This is a genomic window from Pseudomonadota bacterium (genome assembly GCA_039028155.1).
Taxonomy (GTDB): domain Bacteria; phylum Pseudomonadota; class Alphaproteobacteria; order SP197; family SP197; genus JANQGO01.
The window spans coordinates 69,405-86,700 of record JBCCIS010000018.1 but is presented as its reverse complement, the minus strand read 5'-3'; the positions used below and the strand labels follow the sequence as shown (position 1 = coordinate 86,700).

16 protein-coding genes are annotated in these 17,296 nt (G+C 62.5%); 8 read left to right on the top strand and 8 right to left on the bottom strand.

All coding sequences use genetic code 11. The features are described from left to right. Positions 1-654: FAD-dependent oxidoreductase (locus tag AAF563_11835; protein MEM7121962.1), on the bottom strand; the 654-nt coding region annotated here is incomplete at its 3' end. Positions 655-783: 129 nt separating this feature from the next. On the opposite strand from AAF563_11835, the gene AAF563_11830 reads away from it, so the two are divergent. The 4 genes from AAF563_11830 (at position 784) to AAF563_11815 (ending at position 6,941) form a co-directional block, all read left to right on the top strand. Beyond that, positions 784-1,605 carry a TIGR00730 family Rossman fold protein gene (locus AAF563_11830; GenBank protein ID MEM7121961.1) on the top strand — a complete coding sequence of 274 codons (822 nt, stop codon included), beginning with the start codon at positions 784-786 and terminating at the stop codon, positions 1,603-1,605. A 126-nt stretch (positions 1,606-1,731) separates the two neighbouring features. Beyond that, positions 1,732-2,715: an LLM class flavin-dependent oxidoreductase gene (locus AAF563_11825; protein ID MEM7121960.1), complete on the top strand. Its 984-nt coding sequence runs from the start codon at positions 1,732-1,734 to the stop codon at positions 2,713-2,715. 139 nt (positions 2,716-2,854) lie between these two features. Next, the gene (locus AAF563_11820; GenBank protein MEM7121959.1) at positions 2,855-4,015 is read left to right on the top strand and encodes an ABC transporter substrate-binding protein; all 1,161 of its coding nucleotides are present in this window, start codon (positions 2,855-2,857) and stop codon (positions 4,013-4,015) included. Further along, positions 4,008-6,941 (top strand): adenylate/guanylate cyclase domain-containing protein, encoded by a 2,934-nt coding sequence (locus AAF563_11815; protein ID MEM7121958.1) that lies wholly within the window; start codon positions 4,008-4,010, stop codon positions 6,939-6,941. The genes AAF563_11820 and AAF563_11815 overlap by 8 nt, the downstream gene beginning before the upstream one ends. 23 nt (positions 6,942-6,964) lie before the next feature. On the opposite strand, the gene AAF563_11810 is transcribed toward AAF563_11815, so the two are convergent. The 3 genes from AAF563_11810 to AAF563_11800 form a co-directional block, all read right to left on the bottom strand. Beyond that, a complete protein-coding gene (locus AAF563_11810; GenBank protein MEM7121957.1) occupies positions 6,965-7,417 on the bottom strand; it encodes a phage tail protein in 453 nt (150 codons plus the stop codon). Between the two features lie 32 nt (positions 7,418-7,449). Beyond that, positions 7,450-8,373 carry a phage tail protein gene (locus AAF563_11805; protein ID MEM7121956.1) on the bottom strand — a complete coding sequence of 308 codons (924 nt, stop codon included), beginning with the start codon at positions 8,371-8,373 and terminating at the stop codon, positions 7,450-7,452. 73 nt (positions 8,374-8,446) lie between these two features. Beyond that, the gene (locus tag AAF563_11800) at positions 8,447-9,043 is read right to left on the bottom strand and encodes a hypothetical protein (GenBank protein ID MEM7121955.1); all 597 of its coding nucleotides are present in this window, start codon (positions 9,041-9,043) and stop codon (positions 8,447-8,449) included. A 589-nt stretch (positions 9,044-9,632) separates the two neighbouring features. Between AAF563_11800 and AAF563_11795 the strand changes: the two genes are divergently transcribed. After that, entirely contained in the window at positions 9,633-10,181 is a 549-nt protein-coding gene (locus AAF563_11795; GenBank protein MEM7121954.1) for a hypothetical protein, read from the top strand. Positions 10,182-10,216: 35 nt separating this feature from the next. On the opposite strand, the gene AAF563_11790 is transcribed toward AAF563_11795, so the two are convergent. Genes AAF563_11790 through AAF563_11780 form a run of 3 tightly spaced genes read right to left on the bottom strand, consistent with a single transcriptional unit; the run spans position 10,217 to position 13,261 of the window. Further along, complete coding sequence (locus tag AAF563_11790; protein MEM7121953.1) at positions 10,217-11,320, bottom strand: hypothetical protein; 1,104 nt, start codon at positions 11,318-11,320, stop codon at positions 10,217-10,219. A 33-nt stretch (positions 11,321-11,353) separates the two neighbouring features. Next, a complete protein-coding gene (locus AAF563_11785; protein ID MEM7121952.1) occupies positions 11,354-12,463 on the bottom strand; it encodes a hypothetical protein in 1,110 nt (369 codons plus the stop codon). A gap of 24 nt (positions 12,464-12,487) precedes the next feature. Then, positions 12,488-13,261, bottom strand: coding sequence for a hypothetical protein (locus tag AAF563_11780; GenBank protein MEM7121951.1), 774 nt, complete (start codon positions 13,259-13,261; stop codon positions 12,488-12,490). 200 nt (positions 13,262-13,461) lie between these two features. Between AAF563_11780 and AAF563_11775 the strand changes: the two genes are divergently transcribed. The 3 genes from AAF563_11775 to AAF563_11765 all read left to right on the top strand — a co-directional run bounded on the left by AAF563_11775 (position 13,462) and on the right by AAF563_11765 (position 15,656). Continuing rightward, on the top strand, positions 13,462-14,478 hold the full coding sequence (locus tag AAF563_11775; protein ID MEM7121950.1) for a patatin-like phospholipase family protein: 1,017 nt from the start codon (positions 13,462-13,464) through the stop codon (positions 14,476-14,478). Positions 14,479-14,727: 249 nt separating this feature from the next. Beyond that, positions 14,728-15,441 (top strand): fimbria/pilus periplasmic chaperone, encoded by a 714-nt coding sequence (locus AAF563_11770; GenBank protein ID MEM7121949.1) that lies wholly within the window; start codon positions 14,728-14,730, stop codon positions 15,439-15,441. After that, positions 15,438-15,656, top strand: coding sequence for a DUF6434 domain-containing protein (locus tag AAF563_11765; protein MEM7121948.1), 219 nt, complete (start codon positions 15,438-15,440; stop codon positions 15,654-15,656). The genes AAF563_11770 and AAF563_11765 overlap by 4 nt, the downstream gene beginning before the upstream one ends. Positions 15,657-15,777: 121 nt before the next feature. Here the strand turns inward: AAF563_11765 and AAF563_11760 are convergent, their stop codons facing one another. After that, positions 15,778-17,232 (bottom strand): carbohydrate porin, encoded by a 1,455-nt coding sequence (locus tag AAF563_11760; protein ID MEM7121947.1) that lies wholly within the window; start codon positions 17,230-17,232, stop codon positions 15,778-15,780. Positions 17,233-17,296 lie beyond the last annotated feature (64 nt).

The window sequence follows — 17,296 nt, the reverse complement described above, 5'->3', positions numbered from 1 at the left end:
CGCACGCGAACCCATCAGACCGCCCAGTTCGTGGCCCCACATGCCGGTCGCGTTGACCACGATCTCGGCCTTCACGTTGCCTTGGCTCGTCTCGACCTCGGTGATGCGTCGGCCGTTTCGTTTGAACCCTTCGACCCGGCAGTTCTGCACGATCTCCGCGCCGCGTCTGCGCGCGCCCGCCGCGAATGCCTGGCACAGGCTCGCCGGATCGATATAGCCGTCGGAATCGATGAACGCGGACCCTTCGACGCCGTCGAGCGTCATAATTGGAAACATGTCCTGGGTTTCCTGGGGCGTCAGGATCTGCATCTCCAACCCAAACGACTTCGCCGTCGTCGCCGCCCGGCGGAACTCCTTCATGCGGTCCTTGGACGAGGCGATACGCAGGCTGCCGACCTTCTTCCAGTCGATTGCCTGACCGGTGTCTTCCTCCAGCACGTCATAGAGCGCGATGCTCTTTTGCAGCATGCGCGTGACATTGCGCGACGGCCTCAGCTGCCCAACGACGCCGGCGGCATGCCAGGTCGCACCGTGGGTCAACTGGAACTGTTCCAGCAACAGCACGTCCTGCTTGCCCATGCGCGTCAGGTGATAGGCGATGCTGCAACCAATCACCCCGCCGCCGACAACCACAATTTCCGCCGAATCGCGCATGTATCCTCCCCCAACAACCGGCGCCATACTCGGCCAGGTCCTCACCCCACCGCAAGAGCCGGGAAGCTAGGGCTTGCAGTTCACCCTCGGCGCGGCCAGCTTGATCGGACACACAACCGGAGACTTCCGATGTCGGACAACGACCAGCCCATCGTTCCGCCCCACGCCTATCAGAACCCGGATTTTCTGGAGGGTCGCGATGGTCGGTCGTTGCGCATCATGTCGGAGTACATGGAGCCGCTTTCGCGCTTCACTCGCCACAAGATCGACGACACCATCGTCTTCATGGGGTCGGCGCGCACACGCTCGCGCGAAACGGCGCTTGAGGAACTGGATGCCGCCAAGCGCGACGGCGGCGACATCGCCTACGCCGAACGCCAGCTCGAGCTTTCCGTCTATTACGAAGCCGCCCGCGAACTGGCCCACCGTCTGACCGTCTGGTCAAAGAGCCTGGGCGAGGACGCGCGCCGTTTCGTCGTCTGCACCGGCGGCGGGCCGGGCATCATGGAGGCCGCCAACCGGGGCGCATCGGAAGCCGACGGCCTCAATGTCGGCCTCACCATCTCGATCCCGGTCGAGGAGTTCAACAACCCCTACATCACCCGCGAGCTGCACCTGAACTTCCACTACTTCTTCATGCGAAAGTTCTGGTTCCTCTATCTGGCGAAAGCGGTCGTGATCTTTCCCGGCGGCTTCGGCACGCTGGACGAGCTGTTCGAGATCCTGACCATGGTGCAGACGGGCAAGGTCAGAAAGCGCCTACCCATCGTCCTGTTCGGCCAGGACTACTGGGACCAGGTCGTCAATCTCGACACCCTCGTGCGCTACGGCACGATCAACGAAAGCGATCTCGACTTGATGGTGCGCACCGACTCCGTCGACGAGGCGTTCGACTACCTCACCCGCGACCTCCTCGCCTTCAACCTCGACCAGCCCGGTCCGGTGCTTTGATAGAGCAATCTTCGATGCATTGCCTTGCCAGCCCACTCCCCCACCCGGCCACCCATGGCAGCATCCTTGGGGTGATCGGGCGGGGGAGTCGGCTGCCGGTGCCGCGACGCTTAGGAGCACGATAAGATGATCCCCCTCTCCGTCCTCGACCTCTCGCCAATCACCGAGGGCGGCGACGCCGCGCAATCGTTCGCCAACACGCTCGACCTGGCGCGCCATGCCGAGGCGCTCGGCTACAAACGCTATTGGCTTGCCGAGCACCACAACATGCCGGGCATCGCGAGCGCGGCGACGGCCGTTGTCATTGGTCATGTCGCCGGCGGCACCTCGACCATTCGGGTCGGCGCCGGTGGCATCATGCTGCCCAACCACGCGCCGCTGGTCATCGCCGAGCAGTTCGGCACGCTGGCCAGCCTCTATCCCGGCCGGATCGATCTTGGCCTCGGCCGGGCGCCCGGCACCGACCGCACGACGGCCTACGCGCTGCGCCGTACGCTTCAGGGCGATGGTGCGGGCGACGGCTTTCCCCGCGATGTCGCCGAACTCCAGCACTACTTCGGCGAACCGGAAATCGGCCAGCGCGTGCGCGCCGTTCCGGGCGCCGGCCTCAAGGTGCCGCTGTGGATCCTCGGCTCCAGCCTCTATGGCGCGCAGCTCGCCGCGATGATGGGCCTGCCCTATGCCTTCGCCTCTCACTTCGCGCCGGCCGCCATGATGCAGGCGCTCAACGTCTATCGCAGTCAGTTCGAGCCGTCGGCGCAGCTCGACAAGCCCTATGCCATGCTGGGCTTCAACGTCTTCGCCGCCGAGAGCGACGAGGAGGGCGCGCTGTTGATGACCTCGGTCCAGCAATCGTTTCTCAACCTGCGGCTGGGAACACCGGGCCGCCTGCTGCCACCCGACCCCGATTTCGACAGCCGCCTCGAGGTCGCCGAGCGCGCCATGCTGGCCGATGCCCTCGCCTGTTCCGCCGCTGGCTCCGCGGCCACCGTCCGACAGGGCATCGAGGACTTCATCCATAAGACCGACGCCGACGAGATCATGGTGACATCCCACATCTTCGATCACGCCAAACGCCGACGATCCTTTGAGCTCGCCATCTCGGCCTAGAGCAGCGCATGACTTGATGGCATCGCGTGAAGGCGCGGGCGGGACCGCCTCGGCGCCCTTCTCATCAGCATTGCCCTTTTGACGCCCCTCGCGCTTTGATGGATGATCTCGCCATCCTGCACCGGGCGCCTTCACCAACATGCCGATCGGCCGTTTCCTCGTCGCGTTTGTCCTGGCTCTTGTCGTCGTACCAGCGGGACTGCGCGCTGAAAGCGGTGTCGACGACGAACGCATCCTGTTCGGCCAGTCGGCCGCGCTCGAGGGACCGGCGGCCGCGCTTGGCCGGGGTATGCAGACCGGCATTCTGGCCGCCTTCAACCAGGTCAATCTGCACGGTGGCGTCTACGGCCGACGTCTGGAACTCGTCACCTATGACGACGGTTACGAGCCCGAACAGGCGATCATCAACGTCAATCGGCTGATCGATCAGGACGATGTGTTCGCCCTGATCGGCGAGGTCGGCACCCCAACCTCAAGCGCCGTCCAGCCGATCGCGACCCAGCGCGGCGTGCCGTTTCTGGCACCCTTCACCGGTGCTGCCTTCCTGCGCGACTCCGCCCTCGACAATGTCGTCAATGTCCGCGCCTCCTATGACCAGGAGGCCGAGGCCTGGGTCACCTATCTGACCGAAGACCTGGGCCTGACGCGCATCGCGATCCTTTACCAGGACGACTCCTTCGGCCGCGCCGGCCTCGATGGCGTGCGCCAGGCGCTCGCCGCGCGCGACATGACGCTGGTCGCCGAAGGCACCTATATGCGCAACACGACGGCGGTCAAACGCGCCCTGCTCGCGATCCGCAAGGAAACGCCGGAAGCCATCGTCATCGTCGGCGCCTATGAGCCGGCCGCCGCCTTCATCACCCTGGCGCGAGAGATCGGCCTGGATCCCGTCTTCGTCGCGATCTCCTTCGTCGGCAGCAAGGCGCTTGCCGAAGCGCTCGGCGACGACGGCGCGGGCGTCATCGTCACCCAGGTCGTGCCGCTCCCCGACGACATCGCGATCCCGCTGGTCGCCGATTACAACGCCGCGCTCGCCGCGCTCGACCCACAGCTTGAGCCGGGCTTTGTCTCGCTGGAAGGTTACATCGCCGGGCGCCTGGTGATTGCCGCCCTGGAAGCGGCCGGCCCCGACGTCACCCGCCAAGACCTTTTGACGGCAATCCGCGACCTCGGGACCTTCGAACTCGGCGGTCTGGCCATGGAGTTCGGACCGGGCGACAACCAGGGCATGGACACCGTGTTCTTCACGGTGCTTGACGACAACGGCACGTTCAATGCCGTCGCCGATACCGATGAGTGACGCCCCAACCGACGCGACACCTGTCACCGCGGGGAACGGCTCGCGGGTCTTCGGCATTCGCGTCAAACTGTTTCTGGCGTTCTTCGCGCTCGCCGGCCTGACGGTCATCGCCTGCGCGGTAGCCTGGTACGCCTTTGTCACCATCGACCGGTCGGTCACCCGGGTCACCAATGACAGCGTGCCCGGCATGGTCGCGGCCCTTGCGCTCGCCAAGTCGGCCAGCGAGATTGCCTCGGCGGCGCCTTCGATCCTGGCGGCGGAGAATCACGACGAACTGGCCGCCCAGGAAACCGCCGTCGAACAGAACCTCGACCGCTTTGTTCACCAATCGACCTTGCTCGACGAACACGTCGCCGATGCCGAGCAACGGCTCCAGTTCGACACCATGACAGCCGATCTCGTGGTCTCGTTGGCGACGCTGCGTCAGGCCGTCGATCAGCGGCTGGACCTGGAACGCCGGCTCGAAACGACCAACGCCGCCATGCTCGCCACTCACGACGAGTTTCTCCAGACCCTGGAACCGCTCGTCGACGATGCCGTTTATGCGCTTGTCGTCTCGGGTGAAGCGGTAATGGCCGAGAACTCGTCAGCTATCACAGGTCTGGTCGACGACGGCGTCAGCCGCATCGACCGGCTGTTGACCATCAACGCGACCGCCAACCTCGCCGCCGGTCTGATGGCCGAGGCGATCAATGTCGACAATCCGGTGCTGCTGCAGCCGCTGGAAGAACGGTTCGTCTCGGCGGTGCTCACAATCGAGCGCAATCTCGACGGACTGCGCGATGACGCAGCGAACAGCCAACTGCGACTGGCGGTGTCGGCGCTGCTTGAGCCTGGCCTCGGCGGCGACAACATCTTCATGGCCGCCAACACCTACGCCCTTTCCAGCGCCGGCCTGCAACGCAGCCACGACGAACTGCTGCTGATCCTGACGCCGATGATCGACGACGCGGCCTTCGATCTCGTGTTGAGCGCCGAAGCGGTGACGGCGGGAAGCCAGCGCTCGATCACCGGCCTGATCGAAGGCGGCGTCAACACGCTGACCGTGCTTCTGACCCTGCGCGCGGAAGGCAACCTGGCGGCGAGCCTGTTGAGCGAAGCCGCGGCCGCGCCGTCCGCCAGTCTGCTGCGCCCTCTCGACGAGCGTTTCACCGCTGCTCAGGCCAGTGTGACCGATCTCGTCGAGGCGGTACCCGATGACATCGCGGCGGACGATCTGCGTGACGTCACGCAGCGGCTCCTCGGCTTCGGCACCGGTCAGAGCTCGATGTTCGCGCTGCGCCGTGACGAGCTGGCGCGCATCGATGCCGGGTTCGAAGCGCTCGATACCAGCCGGACACTGTCGCTTGCCCTGGGCGATCAAATCGCTGTGCTGGTCGCGGCAGCGCAAGCCGAGAGCGACGAGGCTGCGCTCTCATCCGGCCAGGCGATCGACAGAAGCCAGCTCGCCATGCTGGTCATAATCATTGTCAGCGTTGCGGGCGCCGCGCTCGTCATGTACCGCTACGTCAACCCGCGCGTCATTCGGCCGGTGGAGGACATTACCTCGGCCATGACGGATCTCGCCGGTGGCGACACCAGCGTCGACATTCCCGGGCGCGAACGCGACGACGAACTCGGCCGCATGGCCCAGGCGCTCGGCGTTTTCCGCGATACCGCCATCGCCGTCCAAAGGGCCAACCTGCGCGAGATCGAGACGGCGCGCCGGCGCCTCGCCGATGCCATCGAGAGCATCTCCGAAGGCTTTACCCTTTATGACGACAACGACTGCCTGGTCGTCTCCAACCAACAGTACCAGCAGCTCCTCTATCCCGGCATGACCGAGCGGTTCGAACCCGGCATGTCGTTCGAGGCGATCCTGCGCCGCGCCATCAGCCAAGGTTTTGTCAGGGATGCGGAGGGGCGCGAGGAAGCGTGGATCGTTGAACGCCTGGCCCGCCACAAGAACCCCGGCCCGCCCCACGTGCAGCAGCGCCACGACGGCCGCTACATCATGGTAAGCGAACGCCGCACGGAAGAAGGCGGGACCGTTGCCGTCTATTCCGACATCACCGAGCTTAAGGAACGAGAAACCCAGCTTGCCCAGAAGTCCAGCGAGCTGGAGCAGCTCGCCGGTCAACTCGCCAAGTACCTGTCGCCCCAGGTCTACGAGTCCATCTTCACCGGGCGCCAGGAGGTCAAGGTCGCGAGCCAGCGCAAGAAGCTTACCGTCTTCTTCTCCGATATCGCCGACTTCACCGAGACGACCGAAAAGCTTGAGTCCGAAGACCTGACTTTGCTGCTGAACGAGTACCTGACGGAGATGTCGCGCATCGCGCTTCACCACGGCGCGACCATCGATAAGTATGTCGGCGATGCCATCGTCATCTTCTTCGGCGATCCCGAAACGCGCGGTGTCCAAGAAGACGCGCTCGCCTGCGTCGAGATGGCGATAGAGATGCGCCAGCGCATGACCGAACTGCAGGCGCACTGGCGCTCATCCGGTGTCGAGAAGCCGCTGGCATGCCGCTTCGGCATCAACACCGGCTACTGCACGGTCGGCAACTTCGGCAGCGAGGCGCGAATGGACTACACCATCATCGGTGCCGGCGTGAACCTCGCATCGCGGCTGGAGTCCGCCGCCGCCCCTGGCGAGATCGTCGTCTCCTATGAGACCCATGCCTGGATCAAGGACCGCATTCACTGCGAGGCGCGCGAACCGATAAGGGTCAAAGGCATCAGCGGCCCGGTCGCGACCTACCGTGTGGTCGACATGATTGATCGTTTAGAGGAGGTCGGTGGCGTGGTGCGCGAAGAACAACCCAACCTGCGCCTCGACATGAACGTCACCGCGATGTCAGAGGCCGAACGCACCGCCGCCGAAGACGCCCTGCGCCAGGCGCTGGCGCGCCTTGATGGCGGTGATGACAGACGCGGCGATGGCTGACGGCGCGCACGCGCGACGCACCCCTACTCCACCACCAGGTCTTCGCAGGAAAGCACCAATTCTTCGATCGCCACGTCGTTGGTCGAGGCGCTCAGCTGGGGGCCGCTGTACTTCATCGGGCGCGCGCGCACCAGCTTCCACGTCATGGCGATCGTCTGGCGGTCCTCGCTCTTCAGCTTGATCGTGACATTACGGGCCGCATCGGGAACACCGGCGCGAGCCTGATCGATCCATTCGTAGAGCCCGAGCGAACCGATGACGCCGCGCTTCAGCGTGATATCCGGCACTTTGGCAAGGCCGCTGATCTTCACCGGCATATTCGTGGGCGCGTTGCCGGCGCGATACTCGATGACCTCGACCTCCAGGCCCAGCCCCTCGACCTCGGAGAAACCTGCTTCGATGGCCGCGGTGTCGCCGCCGCCGATATCAACCTCGAAGTTGAAGCGGCTATAGGGCCGCTCACGCAGTACCGCCATGGTTCTTCTCCTCTTACGAAGTTCTCCGCTGTCTAGAGCCAGACAAATCGCTCATAACAAAGCTCGATTTCCTCGACCGCCAGACCATCGCCCTCCAGGGCATCAAAGGCCGGCCCCTGCCATCGCCGTGGCCAGCAATTGATGAAGGTCCAGTGGTTGACCGGTTTGGCACCGGCGCGTGGCAACTGGTAGAGGTCGACCTGGCGCCGGTCCCAGGTTCCCTCGACGATCTTCTGGCGCCAGAGATAAAGGTCCTTCGACCGGCTGACCGCGCGCCGCAAGACAAGACTGTGATAGGTCAACGCGCCCGGCTTGCCGCTGTCGCCCTCACCCACCGCATGTTCGCTGCCCATGGCGGAGACCTGACAGAATCCGATCTCCTGATTGCCGATCTCGACCAGAAAGTGCCTGTTGCTAAGCGGGCGACTAAAGACCGTATCGTCGGTCCCGCCTTCCGGCGGCTTCGTGCGCCCCGGCTCGAATCGCACGACGACATCGCTTGCTGCCTCCAACGTCACATGACTGCCTGGCGGGTCAGCGGTCGCGATGATGACGATGCGGCTATTCGCGGCGATATCGGCCAGGAAACGTTGGGCAATGCGTTCGTACCGGCCGTGGCTGTCGGCGACGCCGCTCCGGCGGCCGAACAGCGCGTCGGCCTCGTCGAAGAAGAGGATACTGTCGGCGGCGGCCGCTGTCTCGATCAGACGTTTAAGGGATTTCTCCGTATGCGCGGCGCCTTCGGCCGTGATGACCGCCAGGTCGATCCGTTCCAGTCTTTTGCCATGCTTTTTGGCAAGTTGCGTTGCCGTGAGCTGCCGGTCTCCCGGCGCGCCACCGGCCAGCAGCACGCGCAACCCCTTGCGTGGGCCGTAAAGGCTCAAGACCTTGGCGGCGATGTCACGCAGACGCCGCCGGTCGAAATCGATGGGGATTGTCTCGCGCCGTGAAGGCATCCGGCCCCGCACCCGTGTCCAGCGCTCGGGCGCATTGGATCATGCCGGCTGCACGAAAGCAACGCGTGGAGGACTATTCGATGTCGTGGCGGGCTTGGATGACCGTTTTGATGTCGCGGCGCAGACCTTGCAGGGCCGAGGGATTGATCGGCCTCAGCGCCGCTTCGACGAAGCGTTCGAACTGGGTCTTCATGCCGGCCTCGCGGCCGTCGTTGCCCTTCTTGCTGCGCGTCGGCGCCTCGCCGGTTTCCGAGGCGAAGATGTCATAGAGATCGCCGACAAAGTCACGCCGCGCCTGGGCCGGGTTGCTGCCGCGGCTGGGCAGATAATCGACCGCGCCGTCGGCCGACAACGCCAGGAGATCCAAGTCGTCGGGTCCGACCATGCGCAGTTGCTGTGAGCTCATGGCGTTCAGACGACGCAACTGCTTGGCCAGCTTGCTGGCCAATGTCGCGATACGGGTGAACTGTTCCTGGCGCTGCTTCTCGCCATGATTCCGGTCGGCGATGATCGTCAGGCAGTAAGCCATCGCCGCGTCCGTCAACAGATCGACGGAGCTTTCCGAAAGGTAGGGTCTACCGAGAGTGCGTCCGATGCGTGTGAGATCCAGGTCCGTATAGGGCCATGTCTCACTGGTACGCCATAACGGCAGGTCGGTTTCCTCGTTCATCGGGTCAACAACCCGCCGGCTGCGATCGCATGACGCATCCTAGGGAGATCGCGTTCGCACTGGCTGTGACGGTCGTCGCCAATTAAGGCATTGTTAAACTTGGACATCTTCGGGAACCATGTCACCGGACAACACAAACCACGGGATGACGCACTCGCCTCCCGCGGCACCCACCAACACGGTGGACTCATTTAGACTATCGATTTGAACTGAGCGTCGCCACGGCACACAAGTGGTAATTCCAGATTCCCAATCTGGCGGAATCCCTTGCGTTACAAAGGCCTGTCGATCAGGCGTGAGCTAGCCTGGTGATAAATCGCGTTGTCACACTGCGGCGTTAACCATTTCGGCCAGTGCTGGCGAAAAATCTCGGGAAAACTCGCCAGATAGGGGCCTCACCACGCGGGTTCGCAAATGAGCGTGCGCGCGATGCCTGTAGAGCCGGTTAACGAAACGAGCCTTTCTGCTATCTGCCCGTCCCGTCTCGTCGGCTGCAAGCAAACGTGACATGAGCAGAGAGTTTGCTACCGTGAGGCAGAGTCGGACGACGACCCAAGCGCATGGAGAGACATTGCGGGGAGGAGATTTGATGGTGAAGTCTGCGTTTATGATTGCTTTGCTGATGCTTGGTGTCTCCGCATTTGCCCGGGCTGAGTCTCTTCCCGATCCCGAAGAGCTTCTCGCCGATGTCGGAGGCGACGCGGCCAAGATCGAACAATACCGTCAGGCAATGCGTGACCCCGATGCCAACGCTCGTCTTGCTGCGTTCATTGCGATGGCCGGTACCGACCACCCCATTGTCAGGCAGATTGCCTATGAAGAAGGTTTTGCAAGCAGCGACATGCAGCTCCGAGCGATGGCTTTGCGCTACAGCTTGTTTGATCGGGAAACATTCAGGATCCGCTATCTCGACGGCAACTCACAGCCCCTGATGGTGACAATTAAGGACCCTAACTGGACAAATGGCGACTTCACCGCCTACAGAGGCGGCAACAGACCAGGCAAGGTTCAAGGTTTATCCGTCGAGTTCGAAACCGGATGTACGGTCCTGCTAGAACTCAACGACGAAGATATGCTCGTCGGCACGGAGATCTGCGGCGAAACGCGGCGCGATGTCGAGGTCGACATTCGCGGCTAGGACAAGTCGCTCTCCGCTGCTCTGGTGAACGAGTATCAGGGAGCTATCAGCACTTCGATTCTGTTCAGCTCGACAGTTTCACCATCGTCCAGCCAGGTATCATAGATAACGATCTTCAGTCGTCGTGTGCGAATGGCTGGCTCAAAGGTGATCTCGCGGATGCCACCGACCGGTTGTAACGTCAGACTCGTCACCGGCGACCACGACCGCTCACCTTCTGCGGAGACCGTACGAAGGACCTCGATCGTTCGCGGATGGGCAACCGCTTCACCATGCAGTGTATGGAAGACAAGACCGGCTACGTTCGCAACTTCATTGCCTGGCATCTGAAGCACCAAGTCAACCGGCCAGCTGATGGCTTTGGCGCGCCAGTGCCCCGCCTCGTCCAATGGCGCGACAAGATGTTCCACGGTGTCATCGGGGCCTAGGGGTAATGCCGACGTTCGCTCGACCACGATGCCGTCGACGCCCACGGCGGGCGGGCTGGGTGCTTGCGGTGCCTCGCCGCTGCCTTCCCACTCCCAACGGACCAGATAGACGGCTTTGTCGAACCGCAGCGCCCTGGGCGCTTCACCCTCCGCGCCCAACTGCATCATGATGCCGATGGTCGTGTCACCCTGGACAATCGCCGATCCGCTGTGACCTTGGCTGATCACCCAATCGCCGGTTTCGCTGAGGTAGATGAAGGAGCCGTCGGTATCGGTGATCTGCGCCGCCCGGCGCGCCACACTTCCGTCTTCGAACAGATAGCGCAGCTGCACCTCGCCGCTGCCCTGCGCCAGCACGCTGGACAGTTCGGCATCATTGGGAAGATCGCCACCGCATGCGCTCTCTATCGAACCACGCACGCCGAACAGCGATAGATCGAACCCAAGGTCCCTTATCTGCCAGGCCCGCCCGGTTGTCAGCTCGCCACCGTCGCCGACAAGCGTAGCGAAACCGTCGGAGCCCTCGATCAAGTGGGTAGGGGCCAGCGCAAAGCAGGCACCGCCCCGCTCGAACAGAATGGCCTGCCCCTCCTTTGAACCGGCGCTCATATAGGCTTGGGACGCCCAGATAGGCGCCGGCAGTCCCGCCGCGCATGCCGCCGCCATCAACGCCATACCGAAGCGTGCGATCCGTTTCGCGGCCGGATGCACTATCTCGATTCCCTGCGCACGACAACCATGTGTTCACTCCTTCGCCGGATCAGAACCGGCGTCATTGGGCAACGTCCCAGAAGGCGGTGTCGACTCATTTTCCGCGGCCGCGCCATCCGCGCGGTCGTCTTCCGCGCTCGACGAACGATCGGGCGGCGGACCTTCCAGCGGCTCTTGCTTTCTGTTCCTGTTTTCGATGGGACCGATGATCAGTGCGAAGACCGCCGCCAGACAGCCCAGCCAGGAAATGAACGCGAGTACGGCGGTCGCAAATGGGTCACCCAACATCCGCTTCGTCCAGGACACCTTAAACGGAAAGTACGTACCCATCCGTTCGACGTTTAGCTGGTCGGTGCAGAGGATGTAGACGACAACCCGCAACCCCTCGAGCTCCGGGGTTTCAAAGCGGAAGAAGCCTTGGATAGGATTGGTGCCCAAACCGTGGTCGCTTGCCGTCCGTTTGTCCCTGGGGAGACACGTGTCGACGTTGTCCTGCGACAACGCGATATCGATCACGTCTCCCGCGATCAGATACTTTGAGTTGACGAGGAATCGGTCAAACCAGCCTTCTTGATAGGCCGACATCTCGCCACCAAGCAGGACGCCTTCAATACCGGAGTCCGGGATCTGCCCCAGATGAACCCAGCCGGAAGCGACCAGGCCAAACCCGATGGTGTGTTTCAAAGGTTCGAAGGTCCTGAGCACCCAGGTTCCAGATTCGCCGGCTTCGTGGGATCTGATGGCGCCATTGATGACGATCTCAAGTGCGCCCTGGTTCAGGCGCCGGACAAAGGCAAGCGATCCGGGATCGATATCCAGAGCCGCACCATCACGAAGACCCGACAACTGTTCTTGCGCCCCACACGGATCTTCCGGTGTCGGCGCCTGGAACGGCCCGCCTACCGCGTTCTCGGCGTCGTAGCATATCGCGAACCCGTCGAGCACGATCGACGAGTCGGCGTCGAAACCTTCAATCTCCAGGTACTCGGTTTGCGCATTGACGACAAAGAACGCGGGTCTCAACGGGAACGCGCTGTAAATCACGATCAAGCCTGAAACCAGGACACAGGCAATGAGCAACGCGATCAAGAACAGCTGAACAGGACCACGTTCGCGCCTTATGCGCGCCGCCGTCTCATCCACCCATCGTATCACCATGGTTAGGCGCTACTCGGTACCGCGAAGACTGATGGTGAAGAAGTCCGGCAGTTTCGCGCTACCGAACTGCTTGCGAATGACAATACCTTCCAGGTGGTCTACGTCAGGTAGCGGGCCGTCCAGCGCCACGTGACAGACGAAGTCGTAGCCCAACCTTCTGGGATCCTCGACCTTGTCGCACGCGGCATCCCCAACCTCGACGCCGTTAGCCGACAGCGAGATCGACGCATCGCTTGTCTTGGCATTGACCAGGACGTCGATGGAATCGGGGTCGTTTTCCGAAAACCCGCCCCATGATGCCAAAAGAAACGCCGCGCCGTCGTTGCCGCAATCTTCCTCGACAACGCTGACGGCAACGTCGACGGGATCAAGCGCGCGTATATCTTCGGATTGTTCCGACGCACCAGCCCAATTGAGCCGGACCGGGTCCAAGACATCGGCGCCCAGTCGGATGACCGTCGAAGCGTCATACTCGCCGCTTCGCGACACCACCTCGATACACAGCTGGGCGGCCTCCGGCCGCGATCCCGCCAGGATCGTCAGAAGCATGTCATCCTGGGCCGATTGCGACCACCTTGCCATCACGCCGACAACGACCTCACCGGCTACCGGCCAGACCGGTTCGAAGTCCTCGTCCAGGCTAAAGTGGCCGAGCATGAGGTCATCGTTGCTGACGAGCTGGGGTTCGTTGTCGTCGGCCAGAGTCACCGCGGGCGCGGCGACAGTGGCCAGAGCGCCGAACGCCACGGCAGCCAATGCGAAAGATACCACCCTTTGTCGCATGACAGATCCTCCTCCAGGCATCCCTTGGCTAACGGGAATGCTAGCGCAACACGTGGAGAAGACCAAAACCGGAGCGTTGGCAGGATTCGCGATGCCTTGACCATCGCGCCGACCCGGGCTTGCGAATTTCCGGCGACGAACAATCATTCGTTCGATAGTGTTTTCTGCATGATCGGAGGTCATCGCAAGCGAGCGCGGCCATGTCCAAGCCGATAGTCATCCTGGCGATTGATGGAGGCGGCGTCAGAGGCCTCATCCCTGCGCTATTGCTTAAGGCCCTGAGTGATCAAATCGCGACGCATGGCGGTTCGGCGCGTGGCGCTGCAAAGCCTCTCGGGCGCTACTTCGACCTCATCGCGGGAACCTCGACCGGCGCGTTGATCGCGGTGGGCCTGAGTTTTGCCAAGAGCCGGGGTTCGAACGTGCCCTTGGCGACGCCGGAAGAACTGGTCGCGTTCTACCGGGAGCGGTCGGCGCACGCGTTTCGTCGCATTCGGTTCCAGAAACTGCGGCGTCTTTGGCGCAGCGAATACAACTACGAGCCCTTCGCGTCGGTGCTTGAGGATATTGTCGGTGAGCGCCGGCTATCCGAAACGACGACACCCGTCGTGCTTCCCGCCTACGACGTGCACAATCGCTACGTTCGGTATTTCAACAGCGACGCGGCGTCGACAAGCGATGGCGAGGATTACTATCTGCGCGACGTGCTTCGTGCGACCACCGCGGCGCCGGTCTATTTCCCCCCAGCGCGCATCTCCGCGATCGGCGGTAAGACAGAAGAGGTCTTCGTTGACGGCGGCCTGTTCGCCAACAACCCGTCGCTGTGCGCCTCGACCGAAGCGTTGCGACAGTTTGGATTCAACCGCCAGCTCATCGTCGTATCCATGGGCACGGGCCAAGCCAACCAACGGTACCCCCTACACCGATTGGAATCGTGGGGCGCGTTCAAATGGCTCGACCCACGCATGAGGATGCCGCTGATCGACGTCATGATGGATGGCCAAACTGATGCCACGCACCATCACCTGAACCAGGTTCTGAAGCCGGATGAGACATACTTTCGGTTCGATCCGGCACTAGAGCCTGGATTGGTCGCACTGGATGACGCTTCATCGACAATTCTCGGAAAACTCGATGCGTTGGCGCAAATGTACATTGAGTCTCAAATGGATCGCCTGAGAAGATTGGCCCGCCTGCTGACCGAGCATAAACCTTAGCACCTGCGCCAGAGATCGTCGTCGACAGGGCGCGCAGCCTTGTCGCCTGGGGGAAGGTCACGATCCGCGGCGACACGACCTCAGGTTGCTGTTCCGGGCCCGGACACGACCTCTACGTCGCACAGTCACGGAACAATCGTTAATCTATGACTACTGTCACACCGCCAGCGTCAGTCGTTGATTGATACCGAGTCCGGGCGACCTTAATCTCTCTAAATACAGTTACAACTGACCGGTGGATAAGTACCGATGAAATCGCGTGTTCTCGGAGACTGGAAGATCGCCCTGGCGGCCCTGGCATTCGCGGCCATGGCGCTCGCCGCGATGCCGATGGGGTCGGCGCAAGCTCAGCTGTCCGTGTCAGAGATGATCGTCGACATGAGCGCACCGGACAATCGCAGAGATCTCACAGTCACCAACAACGGCGACGAGACGATGTATGTCGCGGTCGAAATTAAGGAGTTCATCAACCCGGGCATGCCAGATCAAACGGAGATCGAACACCGATCGCCGGAAGATACTGGGCTCCTTGTTTCGCCGAGCAAGATGGTACTTGGCGCGGGCGAACGTGCTGTCGTGCGCATGGCGGTAATCGAGCGTCCAGATGCCGGAGACCGCGTGTTTCAGGTAACGGTCAAACCGGTGCTGGGCGAAGAGGATACACAAACCACCATGATCCGTATGTTGATTGCTTATGGCGTTCTGGTGATCGTACGCCCTGAGGAGTTGATGCCGGAGTTCAACGTGCAGCGCAGCGGCCAGATGCTGTTGATCGAGAACAGCGGCAACACCATGGTCGAGTTCGCTTATGGTCAGCAATGCGACACCGCCGGCAATGGCTGCGTCGAACTGCCCAGCAAACGCGTCTATCCCGGCGGCACCTGGCAGGTCGATTTGGCGTACGACACGCCCGCCGAGTATCGCGTCACCAGCGGTGGCGAGACCGAGGTACGCACCTATTGAGCCGGTTCGACTGGCATAGCGACACCATAACGCGCGACACGCCGGTCACCGCGAACTACAAGAACACCCAGAACGTCCGCCGCTTCCTGACTGACCAGTGCGGCCCCGCGTTCCGCTTCGATCGCCTGTTCATGCAATGGATCAAAGACGGCAAGCCCAAGACCATGGGCGATGTCGCCGACGAATGGCAGCGGCGCCAGGCCGACGCGGATTGACCGTGTTCACCGCCGCGTTGGCAATCCGTCGACGTGGATGGCTTAGATAAGCTGCCCAATAGCGGTTCCACGCTGATTGCTGGCGCAAGATCCAGGACGGGTCTGACCAACTGCAAGCGGGTCAGAAGACGACGCCGAACGCAACCCCCAGCACCAGCGCGTCATCAATGTTCGATTGACCATTCGGGTTGATGATCCACTGCGCGTCCGGCTCGACAAAGATCCACGGCGCGAGCTGGGCGCGATAGTTGATTTCCAGCAACCCTTCACCGCTTTGGCTGAACAGGCCCGCGGCGACCTGACTGTTTGAGAGATCGCTGCTGAAGTCGCCATAAGCGCCGATCAGGGACAGCGCGTCATCGGGCCGGCTCTCGAACGGTCCCTTGTAGCTTAGACCGCCGGCCGCCATGAACGTGATCCGGTTGACGTCGGGCGGGGCATAGCTCAAGGCCAGAAAGGCCGACAGTCCCTCGCTAAAGCTGCCGTCCTCGGCATAGAGCATCTGCTCGCCCATGACGTAGACGCCCCAGGTGCCGTCCTCCGTCATGCCAGTCGAGAAGTCGGTCAGGTCTTCGCCGTCGTAATAGCCGCCGACCTTGTACTTGCCGGGCAGGCCATCGCCGCCGCTGTGGCCCCCGGCCAGATAGCCGAACTCGCCCAGCGCCAGAACACCGTGGCCGGCCGGCGCGCCGAACTCAAGACCGTGATCGTCGGAGTCGCGGAAGTTCGGATAGACCAGATAGGCGCCTGCCTGCGCATACCAGTCGTCGCCGGGCTTCACCTTCAGCCGCGCACCCCAGGTCGCGCTCGGATAAGACGGGAAAGAGATGCTCTGCGCGCCGGCGATCGGGTTGCCGCATATCGCCTGATTGGCCGACGTGCAGGCCAGACGCAATGTCGCGAAGTCCTCGCCGGCGATGATGCGTCCGCCGACCAGCTCCGCGTTGTTGTCGAACAACTGCTGGCCGAAGGCCAGATGGACCAGCCGCGTCGCACCATCATCGTCGAACGACGGCAGCTGCACCGGAAACTGGTTGCCGACATAGCGCGGCGTCAGGCTGTCGCTGCCGTCCTTGTACGAAAACGACGCGGTGAAAAATCCGCCCCTCCAATTGATCAGGCGTTCCAGATCGAGATAGGTGGCGACACCCAGATCGCCGCGCCATGACGTGCCTTCGTCAAGACCGCCCGCGACATTGGCCGCCGGCTGGGCAAAATAGGCCGCGCCGATCGAAATGCCATCCAGTACAAGCCGGTCACGCAGACCGCCCCAACTTCCGGTGACGTTCGACGCATCGAAATCGCCGCCCAGAACGCCCCATCCCTGATCCGCCGTCCACGGCGGGGGATGCAGCCACGGCGTCGCGGTGTCCGGGCCTGCGGTATCCCATTTCTGAGGATCATAGACGGTCGATTTGATCCACGGGTTGATGTCGGCCTGAACGCCGGAGATCTCTGGAACGACAGCAAGAACGGCTGCACCGATGACCAGTCGGCTAAAGCGCCCAAACGCCGCTCCTGCCTTGGCCACACCTTTCGATAGTACCTTGTAGATCGAAAGACTCGGCACCCTCACCGATCAGCCCCCTGTGTCGGTTTTCGGCCAGATGTCATCTCTGTCATGCCGCCGCGCATAACGT

What these genes read in the sequence shown, in the direction of transcription:
- AAF563_11815 (MEM7121958.1), top strand. Translation starts at nt 4,008, where the DNA reads ATGAGTGACGCCCCAACCGACGCGACACCTGTCACCGCGGGGAACGGC.
- AAF563_11825 (MEM7121960.1), top strand. Translation starts at nt 1,732, where the DNA reads ATGATCCCCCTCTCCGTCCTCGACCTCTCGCCAATCACCGAGGGCGGC.
- AAF563_11770 (MEM7121949.1), top strand. Translation starts at nt 14,728, where the DNA reads ATGAAATCGCGTGTTCTCGGAGACTGGAAGATCGCCCTGGCGGCCCTG.
- AAF563_11795 (MEM7121954.1), top strand. Translation starts at nt 9,633, where the DNA reads ATGGTGAAGTCTGCGTTTATGATTGCTTTGCTGATGCTTGGTGTCTCC.
- AAF563_11775 (MEM7121950.1), top strand. Translation starts at nt 13,462, where the DNA reads ATGTCCAAGCCGATAGTCATCCTGGCGATTGATGGAGGCGGCGTCAGA.
- AAF563_11820 (MEM7121959.1), top strand. Translation starts at nt 2,855, where the DNA reads ATGCCGATCGGCCGTTTCCTCGTCGCGTTTGTCCTGGCTCTTGTCGTC.
- AAF563_11780 (MEM7121951.1), bottom strand. Translation starts at nt 13,261, where the DNA reads ATGCGACAAAGGGTGGTATCTTTCGCATTGGCTGCCGTGGCGTTCGGC.
- AAF563_11830 (MEM7121961.1), top strand. Translation starts at nt 784, where the DNA reads ATGTCGGACAACGACCAGCCCATCGTTCCGCCCCACGCCTATCAGAAC.
- AAF563_11810 (MEM7121957.1), bottom strand. Translation starts at nt 7,417, where the DNA reads ATGGCGGTACTGCGTGAGCGGCCCTATAGCCGCTTCAACTTCGAGGTT.
- AAF563_11800 (MEM7121955.1), bottom strand. Translation starts at nt 9,043, where the DNA reads ATGAACGAGGAAACCGACCTGCCGTTATGGCGTACCAGTGAGACATGG.
- AAF563_11805 (MEM7121956.1), bottom strand. Translation starts at nt 8,373, where the DNA reads ATGCCTTCACGGCGCGAGACAATCCCCATCGATTTCGACCGGCGGCGT.